Annotated in this window: 19 protein-coding genes; 5 read left to right on the top strand and 14 right to left on the bottom strand. The window is 55.3% G+C overall.

Annotation, left to right across the window (positions count from 1 at the left end):
* Positions 1-31: 31 nt before the first annotated feature.
* The 4 genes from L0U81_RS01570 to L0U81_RS01555 are packed head-to-tail and all read right to left on the bottom strand — an operon-like array spanning position 32 to position 6490.
* On the bottom strand, positions 32-1468 hold the full coding sequence (locus L0U81_RS01570) for a site-specific integrase (RefSeq protein WP_233799848.1): 1437 nt from the start codon (positions 1466-1468) through the stop codon (positions 32-34).
* On the bottom strand, positions 1449-2024 hold the full coding sequence (locus L0U81_RS01565) for a hypothetical protein (RefSeq protein WP_233799847.1): 576 nt from the start codon (positions 2022-2024) through the stop codon (positions 1449-1451). The genes L0U81_RS01570 and L0U81_RS01565 overlap by 20 nt, the downstream gene beginning before the upstream one ends.
* Before the next feature lies 1 nt (position 2025).
* The gene (locus L0U81_RS01560; RefSeq protein ID WP_233799846.1) at positions 2026-4125 is read right to left on the bottom strand and encodes a hypothetical protein; all 2100 of its coding nucleotides are present in this window, start codon (positions 4123-4125) and stop codon (positions 2026-2028) included.
* A complete protein-coding gene (locus L0U81_RS01555) occupies positions 4118-6490 on the bottom strand; it encodes a hypothetical protein (RefSeq protein WP_233799845.1) in 2373 nt (790 codons plus the stop codon). The genes L0U81_RS01560 and L0U81_RS01555 overlap by 8 nt, the downstream gene beginning before the upstream one ends.
* Positions 6491-7291: 801 nt before the next feature.
* On the opposite strand from L0U81_RS01555, the gene L0U81_RS01550 reads away from it, so the two are divergent.
* Positions 7292-7615 carry a hypothetical protein gene (locus tag L0U81_RS01550; protein ID WP_233799844.1) on the top strand — a complete coding sequence of 108 codons (324 nt, stop codon included), beginning with the start codon at positions 7292-7294 and terminating at the stop codon, positions 7613-7615.
* 313 nt (positions 7616-7928) lie between these two features.
* Here L0U81_RS01550 and arsN2 read toward each other — a convergent pair whose 3' ends face one another.
* Genes arsN2 through L0U81_RS01535 form a run of 3 tightly spaced genes read right to left on the bottom strand, consistent with a single transcriptional unit; the run spans position 7929 to position 10366 of the window.
* Entirely contained in the window at positions 7929-8363 is a 435-nt protein-coding gene (gene arsN2, locus L0U81_RS01545; protein ID WP_233799843.1) for an arsenic resistance N-acetyltransferase ArsN2, read from the bottom strand.
* A gap of 35 nt (positions 8364-8398) precedes the next feature.
* Positions 8399-9652 carry an MFS transporter gene (locus tag L0U81_RS01540; protein WP_233804174.1) on the bottom strand — a complete coding sequence of 418 codons (1254 nt, stop codon included), beginning with the start codon at positions 9650-9652 and terminating at the stop codon, positions 8399-8401.
* Positions 9653-9664: 12 nt separating this feature from the next.
* Positions 9665-10366, bottom strand: a complete 702-nt coding sequence (locus L0U81_RS01535) for a hypothetical protein (protein WP_233799842.1) — start codon at positions 10364-10366, stop codon at positions 9665-9667.
* A 244-nt stretch (positions 10367-10610) separates the two neighbouring features.
* On the opposite strand from L0U81_RS01535, the gene arsH reads away from it, so the two are divergent.
* Genes arsH through L0U81_RS01520 form a run of 3 tightly spaced genes read left to right on the top strand, consistent with a single transcriptional unit; the run spans position 10611 to position 12122 of the window.
* Positions 10611-11300 (top strand): arsenical resistance protein ArsH, encoded by a 690-nt coding sequence (gene arsH, locus L0U81_RS01530; RefSeq protein WP_442793379.1) that lies wholly within the window; start codon positions 10611-10613, stop codon positions 11298-11300.
* Between the two features lie 9 nt (positions 11301-11309).
* Positions 11310-11648: an ArsR/SmtB family transcription factor gene (locus L0U81_RS01525; protein WP_233799840.1), complete on the top strand. Its 339-nt coding sequence runs from the start codon at positions 11310-11312 to the stop codon at positions 11646-11648.
* A complete protein-coding gene (locus L0U81_RS01520; protein WP_233799839.1) occupies positions 11649-12122 on the top strand; it encodes an ArsI/CadI family heavy metal resistance metalloenzyme in 474 nt (157 codons plus the stop codon). It abuts the gene before it with no gap.
* A 169-nt stretch (positions 12123-12291) separates the two neighbouring features.
* Here the strand turns inward: L0U81_RS01520 and L0U81_RS01515 are convergent, their stop codons facing one another.
* From L0U81_RS01515 to pstS, 7 genes are all read right to left on the bottom strand, one after another.
* The gene (locus tag L0U81_RS01515; protein ID WP_442793378.1) at positions 12292-12777 is read right to left on the bottom strand and encodes an ArsR/SmtB family transcription factor; all 486 of its coding nucleotides are present in this window, start codon (positions 12775-12777) and stop codon (positions 12292-12294) included.
* Between the two features lie 353 nt (positions 12778-13130).
* Complete coding sequence (gene phoB, locus L0U81_RS01510) at positions 13131-13859, bottom strand: phosphate regulon transcriptional regulator PhoB (RefSeq protein ID WP_233799838.1); 729 nt, start codon at positions 13857-13859, stop codon at positions 13131-13133.
* Positions 13860-13872: 13 nt separating this feature from the next.
* Positions 13873-14586 carry a phosphate signaling complex protein PhoU gene (phoU, locus tag L0U81_RS01505; RefSeq protein ID WP_233799837.1) on the bottom strand — a complete coding sequence of 238 codons (714 nt, stop codon included), beginning with the start codon at positions 14584-14586 and terminating at the stop codon, positions 13873-13875.
* 9 nt (positions 14587-14595) lie between these two features.
* Positions 14596-15384, bottom strand: a complete 789-nt coding sequence (gene pstB / locus L0U81_RS01500; RefSeq protein WP_233799836.1) for a phosphate ABC transporter ATP-binding protein PstB — start codon at positions 15382-15384, stop codon at positions 14596-14598.
* The gene (pstA, locus tag L0U81_RS01495) at positions 15371-16228 is read right to left on the bottom strand and encodes a phosphate ABC transporter permease PstA (RefSeq protein ID WP_233799835.1); all 858 of its coding nucleotides are present in this window, start codon (positions 16226-16228) and stop codon (positions 15371-15373) included. Before pstA ends, pstB begins: the two co-directional genes overlap by 14 nt.
* Entirely contained in the window at positions 16228-17259 is a 1032-nt protein-coding gene (pstC, locus tag L0U81_RS01490; RefSeq protein WP_233799834.1) for a phosphate ABC transporter permease subunit PstC, read from the bottom strand. The genes pstA and pstC overlap by 1 nt, the downstream gene beginning before the upstream one ends.
* A gap of 62 nt (positions 17260-17321) precedes the next feature.
* A complete protein-coding gene (gene pstS / locus L0U81_RS01485) occupies positions 17322-18341 on the bottom strand; it encodes a phosphate ABC transporter substrate-binding protein PstS (RefSeq protein WP_233799833.1) in 1020 nt (339 codons plus the stop codon).
* Between the two features lie 252 nt (positions 18342-18593).
* Between pstS and L0U81_RS01480 the strand changes: the two genes are divergently transcribed.
* On the top strand, positions 18594-19109 hold the full coding sequence (locus tag L0U81_RS01480) for an arsenate reductase ArsC (protein ID WP_233804170.1): 516 nt from the start codon (positions 18594-18596) through the stop codon (positions 19107-19109).
* Positions 19110-19111: the final 2 nt, after the last annotated feature.

Below are 19111 nucleotides of genomic sequence, written 5' to 3'. Positions count from 1 at the left end.
TGTCTGTAGTTCGGGAAATGGGCCTGCCAGCTCAGGATGACGAGAGAGCGCTCGCTTCCTTACGAGCAGCTGCAACAGAGTCCTGAAAAATTCGAAGCGAGACCAGTTCCGACACGCCTTCGGACATTCTCGATAGGTGTTGTTCCTGGCACACTCTCAACGAATCTTCCAAAAGGTCTGCGCGCACGCTCTTTTTGGTCAGGGCGAGGTTCGCGAGCTTAGCCTCTGCTCCTTCCAAGTATCGGAGAATAGTGCGCATATTTTTTTGGCCAGTCTCCTTCATGACATCCTTAAGCAGCGTGTGCTTGTCTATCAGCGCTCGCTTAAATTCGTCTTTGTTCAGCATCTTATGTTTTTCCATCAAATAACATAAGCGTTCGACGATAAATAAATTCCGAAACATATGTGCGCAAGTTTGTTCAGAAATTTCGGCAGCTACTTTTAATTCTCGAATGAGCTGGGTGATAGTGTTTTCGGCAAGTCTCTTTCCGGTTGTTGCACTGATGAGAAGAAAACCATCATCGCTCCTATCTCCACATGTAGCCCCTATAACAGTTGACCGAAAATATTTAACGAAATTTAGCACCTCCCTTATTTCGACATGATTTATGTCAATCCTCCTCGTTTCAGGTTTTTTGTGTTTGAGAGTTGTTACCGTTAATTTCGGGCTCGCCATTTTTTCGGCTTGTTCGAAATCGGACACCTTCAAGAGCACTAGCTCTGTACGACGACACCCTAAAATTCTAAGCAACCTTAGAATGACGTGCATCCGGCGTTTTCGATATATCGTAAAATTACCCTGTTTCACGACCAATTTGACTGACGAAGTCAACTTCTTAAGGTTCTCGTCACTGATGGCTTGCCTGGTACGCACCTCACCTCTACGAGGCAGGCCGTCCCGCGCCCAAGATATGCGTGTAACAATAACTCCCGTTGTTTCATCTATGTGCGATTGCGTGACTCGCTCTGCCCGAATTTGTCCGTGTTTAGATACAAGTTCAGGTTTTCCGCTAAATTTCCCGACATATTCCAGGAAATCTAAAGAATCACGGCAAATCTCGTATGGCACCGACCCATTTCGCAATAACCCACTCAATGGATTTCCTGGGATATTTGCCCCGGTAAGCATGTTATTTGCAAATAATGTGAATTGTGCATCGGTCAGGTCGATAAAATCGGTCTTGCTCTGATAACAAAAACGGATTAAGTGCGTTAGATGATAGCCTTTAGTGCGGAGCGTGCCGCCTCTAATTTCAGTTGCGCAATTTTTTTCAAACTGCTCCTGCAGGAAGGCAGTCGCAACAAAGCAAAGACGCCCGTCTGGCCAATTTAAGCAAGAAAGATTTATTGCCGGCTTGAACACCGGGTCTTTATCAATGCCCAAATGCGAGAAGTAATCGAACCGCGCCTCTAGCTTGACTAGCAGTTCCCGGTCCTCGCGATTTGAACTATTCTTCTTTCGTCTCATCTTGTCGAAGCACCGGATGTTTTAAGAAGCTGAACATCGCAAGAACTTCTGCGCGTTCCGTCTTAATCTGTTTAATGAGCGCATCGTTGGGAAATTGCTCCATGATGCTATCTGCATTGCTCAGCAGCCGGCGAACTGCCTTTATGAGCTGCCAGTTGTCAGTTTGTAATTGTTTGTAGCTACGCATGAGGTCCGCCAGTTTCTTCGCGAGTTCTGCCTTACTTCCACGCCCTGGCGTCGAATCATTCTCGACAAAGTTCGTCTGAGATGAAAGAGAGCTAAGCGTTCCTCGTCGCGCGAAATCCAAGGCACCCCAGCCAGCGACAAGCTCCGATTGAGCACGACTCTTGAGGGTGTTCAAGCTACAAGCGAATATCTTGAGCGAGCGGTCTTGGAAGGCAGCAAGCGCCCCCTGCGATGTCACGGCGTCGGCCAAGCCCGGCCATGTAATAAGCGTTTCGGGCTGGGCTTGGGCAATTTGTAGAAATTTAAAGAGGCGCCGGGTCGAGGTGTCCTCTGCTCCTACAATTTCAATCAATCGGTCCTTTTCTATCATATTACCCCTCCCTCAAGAAATGTACCTTGAGGGTCCCGGCACTTCGGAACGCTAATACCTCGTCGATTATCTTGTATCGTGGGTCATGCCGCTTGGAAGCCAAGAAATCCTCCACCGCATCGGCTTCTTCGAAAACGGCATTTCGCGTACCAAATTTCCCGTCAATCAAATCCCTCAAGCTTTCATACGGACTACTTTGGGATTGTTGCAAGCCCTCCACTGCCACATGTGCCTGCGAACGTTCACGTTCGTAAGCGCCGTAGTCGGAATCTAAATACGCTTCAATCTGGCGAAGGTGTGTATGGCCGAGATACCACGTAAGCGTAGCCAAATTGCCGCCACGGTTCCTGTAATAGTCGGTCACAAAGAAGCGTCTAAGCTGATGTTGCCGGATATATGAACGAGTACCGTCTGGATTCAGTGGGAGTTCAATATAATCGATGAATCGGTCTAGAAGGCGATTCATCGAGGCACCAGACAAGACGCATGCACCGTTCGCTGTAACCGTCGAGAATAAATTTGTCGCGCCGGAAATTGCACTGGCAGCGCGCAATTCAGCATGAAAATTCTGGATACAAATAATTACCTCAGAAACTAACGGTGGGATAGGCCTCGACTCGATGTTACGTACTCCCAGAATCCCACTTTTCCGATTGGCGAATACCAGCAAATGTTGCTTTACGTCGACACATTTGTCGCTTTTCAAATCCTGAAGCTCGCCCTGCCTTCTTCCAGTTAAAGCGCCAACAATGAAAAGACATGCGCCGAGCGCAATTTGAGCAAGCTCTACTAAACCTTCGTTGTTACGGAGCGCATAGAAGAATTGCGAAGCAGGGCGCCGATGTTTCTCTTTCATTGTAAGTCGCGAGACACCAGCAAAGTCGCGGGACAAATTCCAGACTTTCACACCGAATAATCGGGTTTTCTCTTCAATAAGGTTGCTGACTCGCTGCCTCGTTGCGAATGTTCTTTCACCCTCCCCCGCAGCGAACGCCGCTTGTATGACTGAGACATAGCTACTTAGTATATGGGGGACCTGCTTCTTGAAAAACTCGATTGCTTTTTCCAAACCGAACTTTACGTGCTCCGGTGAGGGAAGGAGGAAATGTCCCACTCTCTCAGATGCTATTAAAAGTTCGGCGCGCGCAGCCGTGAGCGCGCGAAGAGCAGCCTTGGGAATCTTGGCGCTCATTGCCGACACGAGTCTGAGGCATCTTGCTACCCGTAGATGCGACCGCATGCTCGGGAGAGAGCGTGGTTGCTCCCGGTCAGCAGGCTCGGCGCGTATCGCCGACCTCGGGTACTCGACGGAATAACTTTCCTTTGGGGCCCAGCAAAGTTCCTCCGGAACAGTCAGCTTTGTCGCGTAAGCGGCTATCGTTCCGTTGAAAATCCGAGACGCAATCGACGCCGCATTCGGCTTCACGGTGTAGGGCCACTTTGAGCCGCTGGTACGAGCAAGCCCTTCGCGCCGAAGCCAGAAACGAGCATAGATAATCTCAACTTCACTCAATTCCAACTCGCGGTCGCCCTCCTCGACACGAACCTCCACAATTTCCCGGCTTCTCTTGACGCCCTGACAGATGTCGTCCCAACCGACCGTTTTGATTCCGCGGCGAAGTAATTCTGTGAGTCGCGTTCTCCAATCATAAACTCCCTCAACCGTAGACGAGGCAGCGAATGCAGATAACATCCTCTCAATATCCGATTCAGTCAAACCGGCCAACGCATGCTGATGCAGTTTGAGAGACTCATCATTAAGAAGGAAATAGTCGATTATCCACATTGCCGAGCGAACGCTGTGATAAGTTGTATTATCCGCCCGCTCGAAGCTTTGGGAAGTACTGTCCGGATGCGCTTGAACACAGAGGAAAACACGGAATGAATCCAACAATCGCGCATTCTTAGCTGCGGTCAATAATGACCCATCGGAGAGAGTCACTCTCCAATCAATTTCGAAACTTCCTTTTGTCCCGAAATCGCACTTCCAAACGAGCGCTTTGTATTCGGTTTTTAGAAATCGGGCTTGCCTGTACCGGGCGGCCTTGGGCCGCTCCTGTGCTTCAATCCAAGCCTGAATGTCGATTGGCAAATCACTCATAAATTATCTCCGCCACTAAGGACACGCTTGCCGCTCGACGTCCCTCGTCTAGATATGCGGCTAAATCCGGCCTGGATTCACGTAACGCTTCAAGTTCTGCTATTAGCGGCTCAGCGAGCTCGACCCAGAACACGGCGCCAGGGCGCAGCGGTCTGCTTTCGTGAGCCTGTGCCAAACTGATACTGCAAAACAAAGTCATGACATCTGCGTTGATACCAATCAACGTTGTAGCACCCGTCATGTCTTTCTTATGCTCGGAGGTCTGACCCGGCACGTCACTACTTGTCGGATGTAGCGGAATGCAGTGGTTATGCATGAAACGCTCGAGTGCGTCCTTGTCTTCGAGACCGCTAGCTTCAAGCTGATATGGACTATTCACCAACGCCTCAACGACAAATCGAGTCTGATGTATCCGTATCCACCGGTCCATAAAGAAAATGATGATTGGTTCCGGAATATATCTGCAGACGAGGTTGTATTTGAACTGGACATGGCCCAAGGCTCGCGCAACTTCTGCAGTGTCGTGCGTTTCCAAATATAGCTTCGTCACCATCTGCGACCGAAGTGCCGGCAAGCTAAAGTTTTTGGCAAGATATTCAGCGTACTCCTTGGTGCAGTCGGTAAACTGCTGAAGTTCGTTGACAAACCCAGTCCGTACGATTTTATTGGGTTTGATTTGCGCGCCTATTTTTTTGATTGGTGTGGGATAGCCGAAACCTACTCCGGTCGTCAAAAGGAGATAGCGCGCGCTATCATTTTTTTTATTCTTCAAGTATCGCCTACAGACTCCCGTCAGGCAAATAAGCTTGAGGACAGTCCGTGCTGATTCAAGGTTAATCAAGAGAGATTGTTCCGCCCACTTCTTTCCGCGCCTTCGTTTAAACCCGCGTAGGAAATAGCCTCCCTGAGTGCGGCCAAACCCAACTCTCGACCCAAAAGCATCATAAAGCTCCAATGTTTCTAGAAAACTGGGAGTGAGTTCTGTATTTTCGATTACCAATCTTACTATGAATGAAAGTAAGGTGCCCGTGGTGGGCAATGCGAGCTCGTTTGCCCACTCGGTTAGTCTCCCGCGGTACAACGCGTTTAAACCAAAGTGGCCGTCTTTGTTGCAATCTTCACGAGTCAAGAACCCATGAGTTGTCAATGTGGCTGCTACATTCGCCAACGGCGTCGCGCTCGCCTCACGAAAATTCTGTAGCTTTTCGTCGGCGTGCGTCAATGGGTGGGGAGTTCCCGACTGCCAAATCTGAACACGCCGAAGGTATATATTCCAGACTTGCGAGGATTTCACTACAGACCACTTAAGAAGGGTGTCAACATCCCGCGAAACTTGCTCACGTTTTTCCGCCAGAGCTTCTTCATCTGTAAAAGGCAGCATAACGAACGGAGTTATCGACTTTGTTCGCGTTTCGACCCCATCTATGATTTTCGTATGTGTCTTAGACGCAGGCACACTACGTTCCGGAGGCTGTGCGATTCCGCCTTCTGGCTCGGCAAAAATACCCAACGAAATTAGTCCTTTAGCAAATGCGACAAATTGCCCCCGCCATTGTGATATGGCAGTCTCAATTTTTAAATCAGACTTTTTATTGCGCAGAAAATCAACAGCCAATTCCCGAAAAAAATCCGAACTTGCATCGCTGTCCTTTCGGGCTCGCAAGGTCAGCTTTACATTGCGAACCATAAACGCAGGCAATTGCTTCCTTAACGGCATATTAGGTGTTCTACTAAGAGAAAACATGTGCGCACACGCGATATGGAACTCATGCGTATATCGTTGACCGAAAGCTTTGCGAACCTCGAAAAGGTCGAACCACGTATGGCTTCCGGTCAGATTTGTTCCAGGCCAATTCATCCATACGTCTACAACTCTGAGCTTTACGTAGAGAAACTGATATCGCTCAAGACATCGCTCAAGTGCTCCCGTTACTAGCATGAGCTTAGGTCTATAGCGGTTGAGCCAATTAGAATCTGGTTTCCATGCTGAAGCCTCTAGCAGCAGCAATAAACAACGTGTCAATTCGTATCGACGCGCTTGACTTGCGGCCAAAAAGCGCGGTGAATGCAGGGCGCCCAGAAATAGCTCCCATACAGCCTTATTTTCGCTCCAGTCAGCCCCGGGAAAAGTTACTCCGGTTATCTGCAAAAAACCTTCGAGAAGCAATAAAATTGTAGGAAGCTTTTGAGCAATAGAAGCGCGCACCCGTTCCTTTGCGGACCGGAATGACTCCGTTATCCAGCCCTCCGTCTGTGGTCTGGGATAGGCCGAATATACTCTAATGTCCTCGAAAATCGCCCTTGATTCCCGCGGCGTGTACGCGTTCAGCAGCAGGGCATTAGCCATTTTTCGCTTATTCGCCATGTCCACACTCCCAGTGTGATTCGCGAAAACCAGGCTGGCATAAACGAATCGCGCAAAAAGCGAGGTCGATTTGATTAGAACGTGCCGCGGAGCTTCCAATCAGCACGCCATGCATGGCTGACCGGAGCGTCGTCCGGTTGGCTACAGAAGTGCCTCGCGTCTGATGGGTAGCGAGTCGGGTCTGGCTCGCGCGTGGTCGGCATAGAGGACGGCACAAAGGAGTCGCTGACGACCTTCGGACTGGTTCGAAACCAGTTGGATGGAGGTTCGCTTTCGACGGTCGACGAGCGCAGCACTGCAGCAACGGCTGACTGCAGCGAGGTGTGAAATTCGTGTGAAGAAATTCAAACAGGCAGTAAGACCTAATAGACACGCCGAATCCTCCAAGAGATTTGGATGGATTCGTCCAATGACTACTGCCTCTACCTGTTCAAATTGGAGAAAGGCTTCTAAGGGACAAATATGCTTCCAGTCAGAAAAGTGCCCAACGGTCTTCTTCACCTACTGCCACTTGAACGGCGCGCGAGACCAAGCGTGCGACTGGTTGATGTGAAGATAGTCAAATTCATCGACCTCGTCAATTCCCTAATGAAATGCTCATATAAATCGCTTTGAACCTTCGGTGCGGAGCGGCACGTGGGCCGTACCCGGCAGGCTTTCAGCGACACCATTTGCCGGGGACCGGCGACATTCGCTATGCCCCATAACGTAGCCGGTTGTTCAGAGACGAAAGACCACTAGGCGGCTCTCCGACGACTCAAGACGGTATTGAATACGGTCGGCTACAAATATGACTCGTGCATGAGTCTTTCCAGAAACTGCTGCGCTCACGACCTTGATGTCGTCACTTTGTGCGGCACGAACCTTCATGGCGGACGGAACCTGTTCGGCAAGCCACGCATCAACGTCGCATTCCCGCCACCGCAGCAGTCTGGTTCCACGAATATGCAGCCGTGGCGGCACGGCCAACAATTAGGGTCGCAGGTCTTTCTTTATTCGGAACCCAACATGATGGACCTCATCCTGCACTGCACCCCCACCATTGAGCGCAAGGTCGTGATGAGGTGGTTCAGTCGCCGACTTGCCAGCAAGGTCAGCGCATGGTGCGCAGGGTTGAATCCATAGGTCCATTCGTCAGTTGTCGGCAAGTTCGAGCGACATGGGGCTATTTCGATGCTCGAGGAACGCGCAGGTTACAAAGCGAGGAATATCTGCGGGGGCGCCGCAAAACAGACAACCCAAGACAAGCGCGCCATGTAGTCGTTGCTTCTTTCGCTACGAGCAGTTGGTCCCGCCAGTTTCCCGATGTTTCTCAGTGGTCAAACCGGTACTGAGCTCATCCAGAATCCAACATAAGCCATTGATTTATAAGAATTGTCCGTTCACTTTTTGAAAAGCCGATACATACGGCCAAATATTCAACTGCCTCCCCCGTGTCTCACAGTGTCAGTTTCATGCAGACGGCGCTCGCCGGACAGAGGTGGGCAAACTGAAGGCTCGCCTGTACTTCAGCAGGTGCAGTGGTCCGCGCGGCATCTGTGTATCCAGAGCTTCGGAAGAAGTCGGCCGCCGTCGTCGTAAGTAGCCACAATTCGCAAACGTCCGCCGTTCGCGCTATTAACTCCGCATGGGCCAGCATTCTCGTACCGAGCCCCTGCTTTCGGACCTTTCTGGAAGTAGCGAGCGACCGTAGCAACGCGCTGCGACCAAATCGTTCAAGCCCCACGCTGCCGACAATCATGCCGTCTACGTCTTCCGCGACCGTGAAGTCGTCGAGCAACGCTGCATCGACATCAGCGACCGGCAACCCGTTCTCCGCGAGCAATGCTTTGATGGCATCAAGGTCTTCGCTTCGTGCGGCACGTATCTTCATGGCGGACCTATTATTAGGCGGACAAGGAAACGGGCTCAAGCTGCACTGGTTGCGGCATGACGGCTAACCCGAACAGCCGCAATGAACGCGATTGCTGACAGTATCGAGACGAGAAACACGGTCCACTCAAGGGCTACATAACCATGAGTAAAGCTCCAGATGCTAGCCGCGGCAATCGGTGCTATGCCCTTGGCGACATTCGACGGGAACGAAAGCATGCCGCTGACCGCACCGTAGCCTTCGGTCCACATCAGGTCCTGAACGATGGTACCGCGGAGGATAGTCATCATGCCGTTCGCAGCGCCGTAGCAAAGCGCGAACAGCCATAGAAGCGCGGCCGAGTGACCAGCAGTTATCAGGACAACGGTCGAGAGCGGGAACAGCGTCACGATGACGATGCCCACGGCACTTACATGAACCGTTCGGCCGAAGGCGAACCAGACGGCCCGCGCGGCGACCTGAGCCGGACCGATAAGCGCCATGGTCGTGACGAGCACTGCGTTCGACACGCCGCGCTCGACCATGAGCGGCACCAGATGGAAAGTGAGCGCCGCGAACGTCGCGTAGTAGGCTGTGAAGCACACCGCGAGCGCCCAGAAAATTGGAGAACGGAGCGCGCGACGTGTAGCTGCCTCGTTGGCCAGCTTTACGGCACCATTGGTTGGCCGGGCGCCCGGGTCAGCGCGCGAAGAACGGATTGCCAGCACATGGATAGGCAAACAGATAGTCAGGTTCAGTGCCGCGAGAACTACAAGCGATGTGCGCCACCCGACCGAGCCAACCAGCAACTGGGTCAGCGGTATGAAGACCGTGCTGGCAAATCCTGCGACTAGTGTGATGAGCGTGATTCTGGTTCGGAAGCTTCGCGGATACCGGTGCGTGACGACGGCGAAGACGGGGTCGTAGAACGTCGCCGCCATGGAGATGCCGAGACCAATCCATGCTACAAAGAGCACCGACAGCGACTGCGCACCGGCCCAGAGCAGCAGCATAGCTGCGGCGATGACCGAGCCGACGACCATCACCCTGCGTCCGAGTCCATGGTCAATCCAGCGTCCAATGGGATAGGCAGCGAAGCCAGAAACTAGCAACCCTATCGAGAGCGCGGCATTTGTCGCTGTCCTGCTCCAGCCCATGGTCTGTTCCATGGGCACGACCAGAAGCGAAAAAGAATAGTAGACGGAGCCCCACGAGACGAGCTGCGCCAGCGCCAGGGCCCACGTCACGAGCCTGTCGTGGCTGTCTGCTGGTGCGGTCTTCTGGCTGGCGTTCCCGTCGCGACCCGACATCGTGCTCAATTTTTAGCCTCTCATCTGGCTCAGTTTGTTGATGGCGCCGCTACCGATGCGAAAAGCGTCGCAGCAAAAGAACGTTGTCGAGGCGAGTCTGTGCGCGATGACAGCGGCCACCCGCTCGTGAAGCGGGTCCATACGGCGTGTGGCGGTAATTTGCGGTGCGACCTGTATGGAACCGAGAAAGCCAATTCCCTCCCGATTGCTATATCGCTGAACGCGGCTCGCAACCAGCCGCTCCCGCAGGCTTGCCAACGCCCCGATGACCCCACCTGACTCACGGCGCGTGGTCAAGGCGACGAAAAACGTCGAACCCTCGTCGGCGAGACGATTGCGGACTAACACCAACGGCGTCTTCCAGTCACATGGCGGCCAGACACGGCTCAGGACTCGGGCATCCAACACAAGAACAGCAGCCGACGAGCCGTCCGTAGCCAGGAATCGTGCAAGGTCGAGTTTCTCGTCATCCGCAGCCGATAACGCAATCCCTGAGGTCGCGTACCCTGTTTCCAACTCAAACGCCCTTGCCGCGTCGGCCGGGAAAGACGCATAGCCTGACTTCGGCGGTGGGCGCCCTCCAGCAGATGGTGTCGCTGAGCTCGCAGTTCGCCCGTGTGCCGTCAGCATGACGAATCCCAGCATCGAGCGGCAATGCCACCCTGCTGACAACGGCAAGAGCGGTTCAGTCGGCAACCCGTTTTCGCAGTCCATGGCGGCCTCCAAATTTTCACATTTCCAGAATAACGGAAATATAGTAGAATGCAAGTATCGAAGCGATGATGGTCGTATTCGGCAGGCGCTGCAAAGCAGCCTTGAATCGACCAAACGCCTCCATACAATTGGAAATGTCAAATAGCAGGGTAATGAGATGACAGTTCACGCAATCAATGACGACCGGAGTTTCCCGGCCGCCAGGACAGATTTTTTCGACACCGATATCGCAGCACGCCTCGGAATGGAGGGGCAGCCGCCGGTAAGGATTCTGCTGCTGTACGGTTCGCTGCGTGAGCGGTCGTATTCACGGTTGCTCGTCGAGGAAGCCGCTCGCCTGTTGCAGACGTTCGGTGCGGAAACGCGGATTTTCGACCCGCGCGGTCTGCCGCACGCAGACGACGTCGACGTGAAGAACCATCCGAAGGTGAAGGAACTGCTCGAGCTGTCGCTGTGGTCCGAGGGTCACGTGTGGTGCAGCCCGGAGCGTCACGGCACCATCACCGGTCTGATTAAGACGCAGATTGACCACTTGCCACTTGTCAGCGGTGGCATCCGCCCCACGCAGGGTCGCACGCTTGCTGTCATGCAGGTCAGCGGTGGTTCCCAGTCGTTCAATTCGGTGAACCAGCTTCGTCAGCTTGGACGCTGGATGCGCATGTTCACCATCCCAAATCAGAGCTCCGTCGCAAAGGCGTTCGAGGAGTTCGAAGAGAATGGTCGGATGAAGCCTTCGTCCTACTACGACCGCCTGGTCGACGTGATGGAAGAACTTGTGAAGTTCACGCTGCTGCTTCGCGGCCGCGCCGACTATCTGGTCAACCGTTACAGCGAGCGCGTGCAGGACGGCCGTCCGCTCGACCCCGCGACCGACCTGGCTTCCCGGGCAATCGCCGACCATTCTCGCAAGGACGCTCAGGCGAGTAATCAATAGAGGACTGTGATGGCAACCCTCGATTCGAAGTTGGCAGTCAAAGCGCTCGCGGCGCTTGCGCACGAGACCCGTCTCGCGGTCTTCCGCCTTCTGGTGACAGCCGGACGCTCGGGCATGAGTCCTGGCGCCATCGCTGAAAAGCTGGGGCTGCCTGCGCCGACGCTGTCATTTCACCTGAAGGAGCTCGCAAACGCGGGGCTCATAGAAGGCGAGAGTCAGGGCCGGTTCATCATCTACTGCGCCAGCTATGACCACATGCAGACGCTCATGGATTTCCTGATGGAGAACTGCTGCGCGGCGGAGCAAGCAGAGCAATGCGGCTGCGCGGCCAACGAAACGGAGGCGTAAATGAAGCGATTTCACGTGCACGTTGTTGTCCCGAAGCTTGACGAAAGCGTGCGTTTCTATAGCAGCATGTTCGGCGCGGAGCCTACGGTACTCAAGGACGACTACGCGAAGTGGATGCTCGAGGACCCACGCATGAACTTCGCCATCTCAGCGCGCGGCGGGGAAACTGGCGTCAATCACCTCGGCTTTCAGGTCGACAGTGACGAGGAGCTAGCGGCTCTTCGCGAGCAGGTCGTCGCCGGCAGCGTCGCGGTAGACGACCAGCCTGGCGCCCAGTGCTGCTATGCAAGTTCGAACAAATACTGGACGCAGGACCCGGCCGGCGTGCCTTGGGAAACGTATCATACGCTCGGCGGTATTCCCATGTTCGGGGCGGACAGCCGACAAGCCGCTGCTTCCGCGGCGGGAGGGGCCTGCTGTGGTCCGGCCACTTCAATTCCGGCCGTTATAGAGAAAAATGTGGGGTGCTGCTGAATCTGCGGCATCAAAGCAAACGGCCGCCCAAGGGCGGCCGTCGGGAGGCGCAATTCTCTTCCCGCTTCGCACGGAATTCACTTCAGATGGAACTGATTCCCCAGTGGCGACGGGCATTCACATCCCATGGCGCTTCGTTTCTGGGCAGCGTTATCGCTTCGGAGTCAGGTCACGCAGGAACCGGCTTGCACTTCACCTTCTTCTTCGGCGTACAGGCGGCCGAATCCACTCCCTGGCAACAGTTTTCGGTAAGGAAACCGACCAGGTCGTTCATGCACTCGATTTCCGGCGCGTAGTAGACGAAGCGACCCTCCTGGCGTGACGTCACCAGACCGGCGTGCGTCAGCTCTTTCAGGTGAAAGGACAGCGTCGCACTCGCCAGTTCCAGTTGCTCCTGGATAACGCCCACGCTCAACCCGTCCGGCCCGGCCGTCACGAGCAATCGAAAAATGCCGAGGCGCGTGGGCTGGGCCAACGCGGACAAGGCTTTGATGGCGTCTTTTTCCTTCATGATGAGCAAGTCGTCAAGATAAGTCGATGATTCTAACGCCATTGAGATGTCAGCGGCGCGACGGGTCAGTTTTGTGGGTTGCCTTTCTCGCGAAGGCAGCGCCGCCACCATCACACACAGGCAGGGCCGCAAGTTGGCCGTCACCGGTGAGGTCCTCTGCGACCGTGAAACAGTAGCCGGCTCAACAACGTTGCAATCGTCGCGACAGCTGCGTAACTGAGAGTGGCTGGCGTCAGGCCAACAAAAATCAGGTGAAGGATGGCGGCTGCGGCGAACGTCATCTGCAGAACACCGAGGGTGAGTCGGAGAATCCCCCAGACGAGGTAGTGCTTTTCCCGCGAACTCAGGACCGGCTGGTCCTTCGGGGTAGCGTTGCCCGTCCGGTGCGCACCCCCTGATTCCTCGTGGTGTCTAATAGCCTTCACGTCCTGCCGCCTGTTCTATCCAGAATGCCCGGTTGAAAAACAGTGCCAATGCAATGCTTCACGATGCGCTGGCTACGCCGCGTTCTCCATGTGGTGTGTTAGCGGCAGTCGCGTAAGCCTGTAGCCGCTGCCACGTACGGTTTCGACGATGGCCTCATACCCGACCAGTTTCAGTGCGGACCGGAGCCGTTTGATATGCACGTCGACTGTGCGCTCCTCGATGAGAACATGGTCGCCCCAGACTTGCTCGAGAACGAGAGTCCGGCTGTGGACACGCTCCGGGTGTGTCAGGAAAAAATGCAGAAGCTTGAACTCTGTCGGGCCGAGACGCACTGGTAGCTCGACGCCGTTCTCTTGGACATAGACCCGGTGTGTCGACGGGTCGAGCGTCAGCCCATTTACCGTCACGACATCATTGGTGAGCTGGGGAGCGTACCGGCGCAGAACCGCCTTGATGCGAGCGACCAGTTCCTTAGGGGAGAAAGGCTTGGCCATGTAGTCGTCGGCACCTGCCTCAAGACCATCCACCGAATCCTCTTCCTGCGTGCGGGCCGTTAGCATGATGACCGGCACTTCTCCTGTTCGCGAATCGGCACGTAGCCTTCGGAGAAAAACCAGGCCAGATGTTCCCGGCAGCATCCAGTCGAGGACGATGAGGTCGGGCAACACCTCTGCCACCAGTGCATTCGCGGCATCGACGTCGCGCGCCTGCAGCGGGTGATACCCCGCCTGTTTTATGTTGACGGCCAACAGTTCCGCTATTGCGGGCTCATCTTCAACAATCAGAATGCTCGCAGGCATCGCGTCTCCTTCTTCATTCCTTGCTATCCGAGGAGTCCCGCACGGGATGCTTGCGGGACGCGTGACGGACATCGGTACCTTCGACGACATAGACGATAAATTCGGCGATATTCGTCGCGTGGTCGCCAATACGCTCGATAGCTTTCGCAACAGACAGGTAGTCGAGGCTGACCGAGATGCTCCTTGGGTCTTCCATCATGTAGCTCACGAGTTTTCTTACGAGGGCCCGAAACTCCTCGTCGATGGCTTGGTCGTCCTGGACTATCTGTGCCGCTGCGGCGGTATCCAGCCGCGCAAATGCGTCAAGCGCCCGACGAAGCATATGAGAAGCCAGCTCCCCGGAGCGTTTGATTTCAGCGATGTTGATGGTCCGCGATGCGCCGTCCTCGGCAATGTGGCGCGTCCGCTTCGCAATCTTTCGTGCTTCGTCGCCTGCACGTTCGAGATTGGTGACGGTCTTGGAAACAGCCATCAGCAGCCGCAGGTCCCGAGCGGCAGGTTGTCGACGGGCGATGATGTTGCTGACTTCTTCGTCAATATCAATTTCCATCGCGTTGAGCCGGTGCTCGTCCTCGACGACCCGCTCCACGATTGCCATATCGAATGTGTCCAGCGCGTGCATCGCCTGTGCAATCTGTGATTCCACCAGTCCGCCCATTTCAAGCAGCTTGGTGGACAGTAGATTCAGGTCAGCATCAAACTGACTGGAGAGATGTTTGTCCGACATGTTCGCCCCCTAGCCGAAACGGCCGGTGATGTAGTCCTCGGTGGCCTTTTCGGTCGGCTTGGAGAAGATATGTTCGGTGGCGCCGAATTCGACGAGCTTGCCCAGATGCATGAAGGCCGTCTGCTCGGAAACGCGGGCGGCCTGCTGCATGTTGTGTGTGACAATGACGATGGTGTAGTGCTTGCGCAGCGTGTTCAGCAGGTCCTCAATCTTCCCGGTAGCCATTGGGTCCAGCGCAGAGGTTGGCTCGTCGAGCAGTAACACTTCAGGGTCAATGGCCAGCGCGCGGGCGATACACAGGCGCTGCTGCTGTCCACCTGAAAGGGCGAGCGCGCTCTGGTCGAGCTTGTCCTTCACTTCGTCCCAGAGGGCACCTTGTCGCAGGGCAAATTCGACGCGCTCGTCGAGTTCGCTGCGTGTCAGCGCCTCGTGATGAGTGATGGCCAACGCAACGTTGTCGTATATCGACATCGTGAAAGGGGTGGGCTTCTGAAAAACCATACCCACCTTCAACCGCAATTCATTGAGCTTGAAGCGCGGTTCGAGGATGTTTTTTCCGTCCAGTTCGACGCTACCCGTGGCCGTCTGGTCCGGATATATCGAGTACATCCGGTTCAGGACGCGCAGCAATGTGGATTTGCCACAACCGGACGAGCCGATAATGGCCGTCACCTCGCGGTCCGGAAAATCGACATTGACGTCGTACAGGGCCTGGCGACGTCCGTAATGGAAGTTCAGTCCGCGCACACTGATGCGCGCTTTGGTCGTATGGGCGGATGGCATCTTAACGGGAGGCATGAGCGCGATTGAAGAAGGTGCGCGACAGGATGGCCAGCGCCAGTACGAAGACCGTCATCAGGAAGGCGCCCGCCCACGCGAGCGTATGCCAGGCTTCATAGGGGCTCATCGCGAACTGAAAGATGACGACCGGAATATTGGCGAGCGGTCCGTTTGGCGTGGTTGACCAGTACTGATTGTTCAGTGCGGTGAACAGGAGCGGTGCAGTTTCCCCGCTGATGCGCGCAATGGCCAGTAGCGCGCCCGTGACGATACCGGCGCTAGCAGCCTTCAGCAGAACGCGCGAACTGATTTTCCAGCGCGGAATGCCCAGCGAGAGTGCCGCTTCACGCATGCTGTCCGGGATGAGCTGGAGCATCTCATCCGTCGTGCGGATGACCACCGGCAACATGATGATGGCCAGTGCCACGGCACCAGCCCAGCCGGAAAAATGCCCCATCGGCCGGACGATGAGTTCGTAGGTGAACAGCCCGATAACAATCGACGGAGCGCTCAGCAGAATGTCGTTGACGAACCGGACGACGGCGCCCAGGCGCGTTCGACGCGCGTACTCCGCAAGGTAAATTCCCGCCATCAATCCGAGCGGCACGCCGATAACCGATGCGATGCCTATCATCAGGAAGCTGCCGTACAGCGCGTTCAGCAGGCCGCCTTGCTGACCCGGCGGAGGCGTCATCTGGGTGAAGAGACTTGGGCCCAGCGCCGCAAAACCGTTGATAACAGTGGTCGCCAGAATCCAGAACAGCCAGAAGAGGCCAAAGACCGTTGACAGAATGGACAGCACGAACACGATGTTGTTCGTGATTCGCCGCCGCCGGAATTTCCCCATGTCGAAGCCTTCCATTACTTTGCCCCTTCCATGCGGTTTAGTCGCAAGAGCAGCAGCTTCGCGAACGCGAGGACGATGAACGTGACCACAAAGAGGACAAAGCCGAGGGCGATGAGCGACGACAGATAGATGGGCGAATCCGCTTCGGTAAATTCATTAGCAAGCGTCGCGGCAATGGAGTTGCTAGGACCCAGCAGCGACACACTCAGGTCATGCGCATTGCCGAGGACGAACGTCACCGCCATGGTTTCACCCAATGCTCGCCCCAGTCCGAGAAAGATGGCGCCGACGACGGCGGAGCGCGTGTACGGCAGTACAACTCCGCGAATCACTTCCCAACGCGTCGCGCCCAACGCGAACGCCGACTCCTTGAGCATCTGCGGCGTGGCGTCGAAGACATCGCGCATCACGGCGGTAATGAACGGGATTATCATGATGCCGAGAATCAGGCCAGCCGGCAGCATGCCCAGCCCGATGGGAGCGCCCGAGAAGAGCGGACCAATCAGCCATGCATTGCCCAGGGTGTTGATGAGCCATGGCTCAATATGGTCGGCGAGAACGGGCGCAAATACAAACAAACCCCACATGCCGTAGATGATGCTCGGAATTGCCGCGAGCAATTCGATGGCCGTGCCGACAGGACCCTTCATCCAGCTCGGTGCAATTTCGGTGAGGAACATCGCGATGCCGAAGCTGATTGGAACGGCGATAAGCAACGCGATAAGGGAACTGACCAACGTGCCGTAAATCGGAATGAGCGCACCGAACTTGTGTGCAACGGCATCCCAATCGGTGCTGACAAGGAAACGCCAGCCGAAGGTCTGAAACGCGAGACGGCCGCCCCATAGCATTGACAGCGCGGTGCCCGAAAGAAGGACCAGCACAAATACCGCAGCAGACAGGGTCGCAAACCAGAACATGCGGTCCGCTGCAGCGTCAGGCAGCCAGCGTTTTCGCGTACGAAAGGTCAACTCGGTTCCGAGCACGGTGCCTTTGCGGCGCTCACCGTTTAGCCCTTTCGCCAGTTCTTCAGCAGTGGTAGGCATCAGCTTTTCCTCTACCGGTGGCGCTAAGCTGTCGGCCGGCGCCACAGTGGACTGCGGGAGCGTCAGAACTTGAAGTTGGTCGACCAGTACGACTCAATCTGCTTAACGAGCGGTTCGGGCAGCGGAACATAGTCAAGCGACTGCGCCTGCTGTTGACCCTTCTCCAATGCCCACCTGAAAAAGTCGATGGTCGCCTTGGATTGCGCGGCGTTCTTGGGCTGCTTGTACATGACGATGAACGTGGTGGCAGTCACCGGGTAGGCATCCGGGCCGGCTGCGTCGGTCATCACAAGGTCAAAGTCCTGCGCCTTCGTCCAGTCGGCGGTCGCCGCTGCGGCCTGGAACGACTTGGCATTCGGTTCCACGAAATTGCCGGCTTTGTTCTGGATGGAGCCGTACGTCATCTTGTTCTGCAGGACGTACGCGTACTCAACGTATCCGACGGAATTCTTCAGGCGGTTTACGTATGCAGCAACGCCTTCGTTCCCCTTACCTCCCACACCGGTCGGCCAAGCGACCGACGTACCTTCGCCGACCTTGCTCTTCCATTCGGGACTCACCTTCGAGAGGTAGTTCACCCAGTTGAACGTGGTCCCGGAGCCGTCTGAACGATGCACCACCGTGATATTTGTATCCGGCAACTTCAGGCCCGGGTTGATTTTCGCGATGGCCGGGTCACTCCACTTCGTGATTTTGCCGAGATAGATATCGGCGAGAACCGGGCCGGTGAAGCGAATCTTGCCCGGCGCAACCCCTTCGATATTGACGACTGGCACAACCCCGCCAATGACTGAAGGGAATTGCCCCATGCCTTTTGCGTTCAGGTCTTCAGCGGTCATTGGCATGTCGGTAGCGCCGAAATCCACGGTTGCGGCCTTGATTTGTGCGATGCCACCGCCAGAGCCAATGGACTGATAGTTGACCTTGGTGCCGGTATTCTGGTTGTAGTCCGAAGACCACTTTGAGAGGATGGGGTACACAAAGGTCGAGCCTGCCCCTGTGATTTCTACCGCGTGAGCAGCGACCGCAAAGGTTGCAGCCACGACAGCGCCCGCCAGACGTCGCACAAACTGGGTATTCATTTTGGTCACCCTCAGTAAGTAAGCATCGTTTCCATAAAACTAGATACGTTATGCCTGTCGGGATGCTAAGTATAGTTCGTGACATTCGGGTGACAAGTTCGGGCCTGCGTGAAATTTCTGTGACAACTCGTGAGCCCCGTCCTTCGTGGTGCATCATCCGCCCCGAGGAACTTGTCGGAACATATCATTTCCATTATATTGGAGATGTTGATATATAACGTGCCATCGTCCGGCATCGGACTGGAGAACCTCGTGACCGAACATCGCAAATACAACGTACTCTTCCTTTGCACTCACAATTCTGCGCGCTCCATTCTCGCGGAGGCTGCGCTCAACGACCTCGCCGGCGACCGTTTTGTTGGTTACAGCGCTGGCAGCCATCCGGGTGCCGCACCGAATCCGTTCGCGCTTGAGCTGCTTCGTTCGCAGCACATCCCGACTGAAGGGCTTCGCAGCAAGAGCTGGGATGAATTTGCCGAAGACGGTGCGCCGCACATCGACTTCATCTTCACGGTCTGCGACGACGCAGCCGGAGAGGTTTGTCCGATATGGCCCGGTCATCCGGCAAAGGCGCACTGGGGCGTGCCGGACCCGTCGAGGGTCGAGGGTAGCGATGACGAGAAACTCAGAGCCTTCCTGCAAACATACGTGCAACTGCGCAAGCGTATCGAACTCTTCGCGAACCTGCCGTTCGAGAAGCTCGACCGTCTCGCCGTGCAGCAGCAGATGCAGGGCATCGGCACCTCGTTGCGCGAGAAAGGAGAGTAACG

The sequence above is a fragment of the Paraburkholderia sp. HP33-1 genome, assembly GCF_021390595.1.
Lineage (GTDB): Bacteria > Pseudomonadota > Gammaproteobacteria > Burkholderiales > Burkholderiaceae > Paraburkholderia.
This window is presented reverse-complemented; position numbering and strand designations above follow the sequence as displayed.